Raw genomic sequence first — 7390 nt, 5'->3', positions numbered from 1 at the left:
TCGTGCGCGCAAGAATTATATTATCATTGTCCCTAATAGATGTCAAGAACTTAAATAAAATGACTATGCGGCAATAAACACCCCGCACACCAGGTGGGAGTGTTTATCTCAAAGTTGCTATAAAATACTCTACTGTGCTGCCTTTTTCTTTTTGGCTTTCTTTTCGATATATATAGCCGCATCTGGACATATCATTTCACATAAACTGCAGGCGATACAGCTGTCCTCGTCTTTGGGCTTGACTGAAGGGGTGCCATATACCCCAAGTTTCTCCGACCAGATCAAGACATCGTTGGGGCATTTCTCTTTGCACAACCCGCATCCTTTGCAAAACTGGGGAAAGATGTGAAAAATTGCCCTGTCCAATTCGGTCGAAATTGGTTTCATTTCTTTAGGCACGCACTTCCACTCCTTCCTGCATAGATGCTTCAGCCATTTCTTTTCCCATTTGCAGTGCTTTGAAATTCAATTCTTTAAGATTCGGATCCTTCTCAAACTTATAGGCCAATTTGTGTATCAGGGCTTCTTTGGCGGCCTCGAATGACACGATTTTAGTCAGCCCGATGGCCGCCCCCATTATAATGATATTAAATACCCGGGGATGCAGCTTATTATTCGCAATTTCGATGGCAGGTATGCCAATAACCTTCTTGGCTTTTTCCGGGAATTCAGCTTCGGGTATCGGATAACTGTTGTCATACATAAAAATGGTATTTTCGTCAGAGTATCCTGCTGTACGGCCGATAGCCCGTTCACTGAGGGCTATGACCACATCGGCTTTATTGAATTTGGGAGCGCCGATGCGCCGGTCACTGAATTGAAGGAAAGCGATGGATACGCCGCCCCTTTGCTCCAGTCCAAAGTTGGGAATGTAAATGGTTTGCATGTTTTGATTATAAGCTGCTTCCGCCATTATCTCGGCAATAGATTGAACCCCTTGCCCGCCTTCTCCGGCCAGGGCGATCTTAATTAAGGACATTTATTTATCCCCCTTTCCCAGAGGATTCTTTAACTCCCCGACCGGGAAGTATTTCTCCATTTCATCTTCAAGAAAATGTAAGGTTTGTTGCGCATTGGTCCTCCAGTTGGTGGGACAGGTAGATAAGACCTCAACAAATGAAAAGCCATGGCCTTCGATTTGATTGCGCAGGGCATTCTTGATGAAGCGTTTCAACTGGCGATAGTTGGATACGGTAGCCCTGGCGATATAGGCGTCATCCTGGGTCAATGCATTGAGAAACTCCGGTCCTTTGGTGGGATATCCGGTAACATCGGTGTCCCTGCCATAAGGTGTAGTCTCGGTTTTCTGGCCGGGCAGGGTGGTAGGAGCCATTTGACCGCCGGTCATACCGTAGTTGGTGTTGTTAACCAGTATCAATGTGACTTTTTCATTGCGCACCGCTGCATTGAGCAAATGCTGGGAACCGATAGAGTACCCGCCGCCGTCGCCCATATAACCTATTGTGACCAATTCTGGACGACTGCGTTTGATGCCGACCATAACCGGTGTGGTCCGGCCATGATGGGTTTGGGTGCTGTCACAATTAAAAAAATTCCAGGATAACAGCGAGCATCCTATATCACAACCAAAGATGGTTTTATCTTGTATGTTCAGTTCGTCGATGACCTCGCCCAGGGCTTTCAAAACGATACCGTGCCCGCATCCCGGGCAAAACTTATGCGGTTTGGACGGTAAATACCATGATTTTGGAACTGCTGGTGATACGGTCATTTTGAAATTAACCCCCTTCCTTATAAAATACTTTTAACTTTATTCATGATGTCATAATCGATAATTCCTACGCCTGGCATGAATAATCCTTCGATAGGTATGGTTTCACCATAGATCTCCTGACGGATAAGCCGGTACAGTTGCCCGTAGGCCGATTCCGCCACCAGCATCTTTTTGGCACCGCTTTTAGCGATGGCATCCCGCAATTGCTGCTGAGGAAAAGGACGCAAGGTGATAGGCCTGAAATAGCCCGCTTTTATTCCCTGTGCGCGCAGGGCTTTCACCGCGTCATCGGCCGCCCTGGATACCACTCCATGGGAGATGATGAGGATATCGGCATCCTCACATTCCTTTTCTTCATACTCAATTATCTCTGGAGCGATGCGCTCATAGTCTTCGGCATGTTGCAGAACTACATCATATAATTCTTCTTCCAGGCTGTAAATGTTGCACAGATGTTCGGCTTCCCGGTCTACTCCAATACTTCCCGCCTTGCCTATAAGCGGATAGGGGGAAACCATTTCAATACCCCGGTCCTGGGGTTCGTATATGGTTAAAGGCTCCCTCATTTTGGCCTGATATCCATCCCCAAGAATAAACGTGGGGAATCTGTATTTCCAGGCTACGTTGAACCCCTTAATTACGTAATCGAATATCTCCTGATGGGTAGCGGTGGAGTAAACCATACGGTTGCCTTCTCCGTTGCCGCCGAAAGTAGTCAGGGTAACCTCTTGTTGGGAATAGACCACGGTGCCGGATGAAGGGCCGCCGCGCTGTTGAATTATCGCCACCAGGGGCAGACGCATGGCCTCTGCCATGCCGAAAGGCTCCTGCATCAGTACATTGCCGGGGCCTGCGGTGGCGGTAAAGGCTTTTTTACCGGCCTGAACGGCTCCACACACTGTGAATCCTGCCGAGATCTCATCTTCGGTCTGTAAGAATTCACGACCATATTTGGGGGCCAAGCGGGTCCAGTAGTGCATAACCTCGTTTTGTGGAGTAATGGGATATCCAAACATGACCTCTGCCCCTGCAGCCAGAGCAGCCCAGGTCACAATCTCATTACCGGTCATAAACGCTTTTTTGCTTTCTCCAATTGTTGCCTGCATGTTGTCTTAAGCACCTCCCATTCTAAATCAGATGTGGCTTCTTCATTTCCACATAGCGCCGGGCATATACCTCTTAATGTATTTGACCGGCACAGGGAATCGTTCGCCGGGGACTTCATCCCTCAATTTCTCATCAACTGCTACATAATCCACCGGCAGGCCCATTTGCTGGGCAACTGAAAAAACGATTCGGTTTGCATTCAACACTAGTTCTGCGTCAGTCTCATCTCCTAAATGGCTGTTGGCGATAACCGCATCAACACGCCCCAGATTATGCAGGTATTCTACGATCCTATCCTGAGAGTTAGTCATTGGCCGCAGGGCATTAATTACTGCCAGGATTCTTAAGTGCGGCGATTCATAAGCGCCCTCTACCAGATTAAGGGTCTGAGCGCCCATAACGCCGTAACCCACATCTAAAATAATATCCCCTTCGCGCCATAAGGCCCACCTGGCCTGCGGGGTCAACATCGCCCCGGTCTCACCCAGACCGAAGGCATCCTCACTGGATAAGCCAATCACTTCCAACCCTTTTTCCTCTAACAGCCTTTTTAAAGGCCTCAAGGTATAAAACGGTTCAACGGTGTCGAGATCAACGAGAACCACTCGGTGCTCCTGCTGTTTCAGTTCCAGTGCACGATTGATGGCCAATTCGCTCTTGCCGCTGGCGTATTCTCCTATGTAAGCTTCGACTATTCTGTCAATCTGGGAATGAAACCGGAACACCTCCTAACAAGTAATAGTATAAGTATAAAGTAGGGGTAATTGTGCGTCAATAATTTCTATTTGCTCACAAATAATACACACATTGAGCAATATATGTTATCCCTTAATTTTGGCCTTTTTAACGGAGCTTTTATATTATGCCCCAATCCGCACTTTCTACCTAGACCGAGCCAAGGCCATAAAAAAAGGGCTGTTTGCCAGCCTCTATGAACCCCAGGTAATATACGCTATTTATTTAAGCAGATATTGAAAAGCGACCAGCAACAATACTCCAGGTACACCTAAAAAACCAGCGATCAGAATAGTGATGATATTTATAGGTATAAAAAAGGCAAAGTAACTGGCCAGATAGTTGAATATCATCAATAAAACCAATCCTACTACCGAGTTTAATGCCAGCTTCCACAAAAGTTGAATCGGCTTTAAAAACATCTTCAGCACAAAATAGAGAATCACCACAACCACAATCGCCGCAATTGCAACATTAATACCGGGCATATCGCTACCCCCTGCCATCCATATTAGGTTTATTGTCTTTGGTTTTGCCAGATTGTTGCTTGGCTTGCTTGATCAGGAAATCATATCGCTTTTCAGCTGCTTTCAGGTTAAAAACTGCACATTCAATCATATCCGGATCCTCCGCCCGGGAAAACATATTATAGGCCAAATCCAGTTCCTGTTTGGCCAGTTCAAGCATCTGTTCCTGCCCGTATGCATCGCTGGCAGGCTCCTCTTTCATACAGATGTATTCTTTGGTTTTCGCCCATATTTTGCTGGCTAATCCCATCGAATCCCTCCTGGCAGTGCTTAAGAGCGCTTTTTACTTCCATCTTATGCCAGGAGCCGGTTCAATATGTCAGATTTCTTTACGGCCTTCTATGGCCTTGCGCAGGGTGATTTCATCGGTATATTCGATGTCGCCGCCAACGGGCAGACCATGGGCCAGGCGCGTGATGCGGACCGGAAAGGGAGCTGTCAGCCCAGCGATGTACCGTGCCAGGACCTCGCCGTCTATATCGGGATTCAATGCCAGGATCAACTCTCTAACCCCTCCCCCGGAAATTTTGGAAAGCAGCGCAGAAAAATCGAGATCTTCCAGGCTGCGGTCGCCCATGAGCTTAAATTCTTTATTAATGACATAGTATTGCCCTCGATACCCGCTGCGCTCAATGGCCATTACATCGCTGGCTTCCTCGGCGACACACAACAAGGTTGTATCCCGGGTCAAGTCCCGGCAAATTACGCAGGGATCAGATTCGGTCAAATACCCGCACTGACTGCAAGGCCTGACGGTGGTGCGTGCCTGAATTATGGCTTCTGCCAATGCCCGGGCCTGCGGTTCAGGCGTCTTTAACAGGTGCAAAGCCAGTCTTTGGGCTGTCTTAGGGCCTATAGTGGGTAGTTTCTGCAGTTGTTCGATCAAGTTTTCCAGAGAACGGGTCAATCTCATGATAAGTCATCCATTCATACAGCTTCTGGTGAGTTATGCCAATTATAACCCGGGGATGTTAAATCCTCCGGTAATTTTGGCCATCTCGGCGGATACCATATCCTGCGACTGTTTCACCGCTTCATTGACAGCAGCTATTATCATATCTTCCAGCATCTCTACATCATCGGGGTCCACTGCTTCGGGAGCTATTTTAAGACTCAATATCTCTTGCTTTCCGTTGACCCGAACTGTAACCGCTCCGCCTCCCGAGGTCACAACCATTTCCCTCTGGCGCAGTTCTTCCTGCATCTGCACGATCTGCTCCTGAACTTTGCGGGCTTCTTTCATCATCTTATTCATGTTGGGCCCCATGGGATTGAACTTCATCCTTATTCCTCCTTATTCCTTGACTTCTACAATATCTTCGCCAAACAATTCCAGGGCTCTTTTTACTACCGGGTCCTGGGCGGAATCCTCCTCAAGGAACACCAGACTGACAGACGCAGAGCGTCCCCAAAGCTCTTTAGCGGATTCCTCGAGTATATTCTTATTGGCGCTTTCTTCCAGCTTTTCTTTGTGAAATTTATAGGCTTTTTTAAAACCGATTGTTATTGCCTGATCTTTATGCTCGAGCAGTTTCCCCTGAGCCAGGAGCGCATGCGTGGGTATCTTCTTTTCTTTCACTGCGGCTAATAGTCTGGCCCATGCCTGCTGTGTGGTTTTGCCGTCGCCCCCGTTCGGAGATTCCGCAGCTTTACTCTGGGTCTTGGTCCCATCTGCTGATGCGTTTTGCGCCGGCTTTGTGACCGATACCGGGGCTTTGGTTCTGACTGTTCGCGGGGGCCTGGCGTCAGCCGACGGCTTTTGCTCCGCCCCCAGGGCCACCAATTCCAAGAACGCCATTTCCAATTGAAAGCGGTTGCCCTCACTGAAACGCAAGCGGTCAGCCCCGGCCATTAACGTATTTAAGGCTTTCATCACCTGCGCAGGTTCAATCTTCTCCCGTAAATTATCCAGGTAGGGCCGGGCTGAATCTGTAACCACGGCCAGTTCCGCTTCTGTTCCCAACAGGGAATAGACCAGGAGGTCGCGCAAATACAATACTGCTTCACGGGCAATCTGCTGCGCTTCCTTGCCTTCCTGCAGGGCCTGTCCCAGCATTTCTATAACCGCACCCACATCCCGGGCAAAAATGGCTTCCATTAAACGGCTCAGGTACAAGTCGTCCACCAATCCCAGTACATCCAATACAGCCTGCTTATCAATTTCCGTTCCCTTGTAAGAATAGATCTGATCTAAAGAGCTTAAAGCATCCCTCAGCCCGCCGTTGGCCCGCCGGGCAATCAATTCCAGGCCTTCTGCAGACACCTTCATTTTATTACTCAATGCTACTTGCCTGAGGCGTTCCACAATCTCTTCCGCTGTGAGGCGGCGGAAATGATAGCTCTGGCACCGGGAAAGAATGGTGGCCGGTATCTTTTGCAGTTCAGTGGTAGCCAGGATGAATATTACCGAATCGGGGGGTTCTTCCAGGGTTTTTAACAAGGCATTAAAGGCCTCCGTTGTCAGCATATGTACTTCATCGATTATATAAACCTTCTTTTTTCCCTGGGCCGGCAGCATGCGGACTTTTTCCCGCAAGTCCCGAATCTCATCTATGCCCCGATTAGAGGCCGCGTCTATTTCTATAACATCCATGAAGTTGCCCTGCAGAATGTCCGCACAGGAAGGGCACTGATTGCAGGGTTCCCCTTCTTCAGGACGGCTGCAGTTTACCGCCCGGGCAACTATTTTGGCTATACTGGTCTTGCCGGTTCCTCTTGGCCCCGAAAAAAGGTAGGCATGGGAAACACGCCCCTGCTGGAGTGCATTCTGCAAAGCCTTGACGGTTTTCTCCTGACCGACTACTTCCGAGAAATTCTGCGGGCGCCAGGCTCTATATAAGGCCATATAGGACATGGATTTCAACTCCTTCCCGGCAAATGCCACCATCTATGAGTCCATTATCAAGTAGATTCTCGATAACCTAGCGGTTTCCTGCTGAAAAACCAAAAACAGCAGGTTTCGTCCTGCCGTCAAAATGATTTGCATATAAATTAATAACGCCGTGCACCTGGCCTCGAATATACTCTCCAAGCGTTACTACAGTAGTTAACTCCACCCAGGCTTCCCTTCGTCACATAAGATGAATCCCTTAGTGCTGCTTCCTTCCGGACCTGACACAGTTCAAGATGTCTCATTGCGAAGGACCCAGATTTCGACGTCACTTGTTGCAGTCAGACCTCACAGAATATACCCTCGGCTCAGGAATTCGACCCTGCTATAGCGGGTTGCAGGTTACAGGGCACCGCTAATTCCCCATCTAGCACGGCAAATCTATAAAGAGGCTTT

Annotated in this window: 10 protein-coding genes and 1 other RNA gene; all 11 read right to left on the bottom strand. The window is 48.5% G+C overall.

The annotated features are described in order from the left end of the window. Nucleotides 1-129: 129 nt before the first annotated feature. The 11 genes from B3W37_RS08635 to ffs all read right to left on the bottom strand — a co-directional run bounded on the left by B3W37_RS08635 (nt 130) and on the right by ffs (nt 7370). Complete coding sequence (locus B3W37_RS08635) at nt 130-387, bottom strand: 4Fe-4S dicluster domain-containing protein (protein WP_483175392.1); 258 nt, start codon at nt 385-387, stop codon at nt 130-132. A gap of 4 nt (nt 388-391) precedes the next feature. Further along, entirely contained in the window at nt 392-979 is a 588-nt protein-coding gene (locus B3W37_RS08630) for a 2-oxoacid:acceptor oxidoreductase family protein (protein WP_481042044.1), read from the bottom strand. Then, nucleotides 980-1732, bottom strand: a complete 753-nt coding sequence (locus B3W37_RS08625; protein WP_481042042.1) for a thiamine pyrophosphate-dependent enzyme — start codon at nt 1730-1732, stop codon at nt 980-982. A 20-nt stretch (nt 1733-1752) separates the two neighbouring features. Beyond that, entirely contained in the window at nt 1753-2841 is a 1089-nt protein-coding gene (locus tag B3W37_RS08620) for a ferredoxin oxidoreductase (protein WP_483175390.1), read from the bottom strand. A 42-nt stretch (nt 2842-2883) separates the two neighbouring features. Then, on the bottom strand, nt 2884-3492 hold the full coding sequence (locus tag B3W37_RS08615) for a hypothetical protein (RefSeq protein ID WP_483175389.1): 609 nt from the start codon (nt 3490-3492) through the stop codon (nt 2884-2886). Between the two features lie 306 nt (nt 3493-3798). Continuing rightward, nucleotides 3799-4065 carry a pro-sigmaK processing inhibitor BofA family protein gene (locus B3W37_RS08610; RefSeq protein ID WP_481042036.1) on the bottom strand — a complete coding sequence of 89 codons (267 nt, stop codon included), beginning with the start codon at nt 4063-4065 and terminating at the stop codon, nt 3799-3801. 4 nt (nt 4066-4069) lie between these two features. Beyond that, nucleotides 4070-4354, bottom strand: a complete 285-nt coding sequence (locus B3W37_RS08605) for a DUF2508 family protein (RefSeq protein ID WP_483170355.1) — start codon at nt 4352-4354, stop codon at nt 4070-4072. 69 nt (nt 4355-4423) lie between these two features. Next, on the bottom strand, nt 4424-5017 hold the full coding sequence (gene recR, locus B3W37_RS08600) for a recombination mediator RecR (RefSeq protein WP_481042032.1): 594 nt from the start codon (nt 5015-5017) through the stop codon (nt 4424-4426). Between the two features lie 42 nt (nt 5018-5059). After that, nucleotides 5060-5386: a YbaB/EbfC family nucleoid-associated protein gene (locus tag B3W37_RS08595; protein WP_483170354.1), complete on the bottom strand. Its 327-nt coding sequence runs from the start codon at nt 5384-5386 to the stop codon at nt 5060-5062. A 12-nt stretch (nt 5387-5398) separates the two neighbouring features. Next, on the bottom strand, nt 5399-6949 hold the full coding sequence (dnaX, locus tag B3W37_RS08590; RefSeq protein ID WP_483170353.1) for a DNA polymerase III subunit gamma/tau: 1551 nt from the start codon (nt 6947-6949) through the stop codon (nt 5399-5401). 155 nt (nt 6950-7104) lie between these two features. Then, an RNA gene (ffs, locus tag B3W37_RS08585) (signal recognition particle sRNA large type) lies at nt 7105-7370 on the bottom strand. Nucleotides 7371-7390 lie beyond the last annotated feature (20 nt).

This window comes from Syntrophomonas sp. UBA5494 (assembly GCF_002426325.1).
This window is presented reverse-complemented; position numbering and strand designations above follow the sequence as displayed.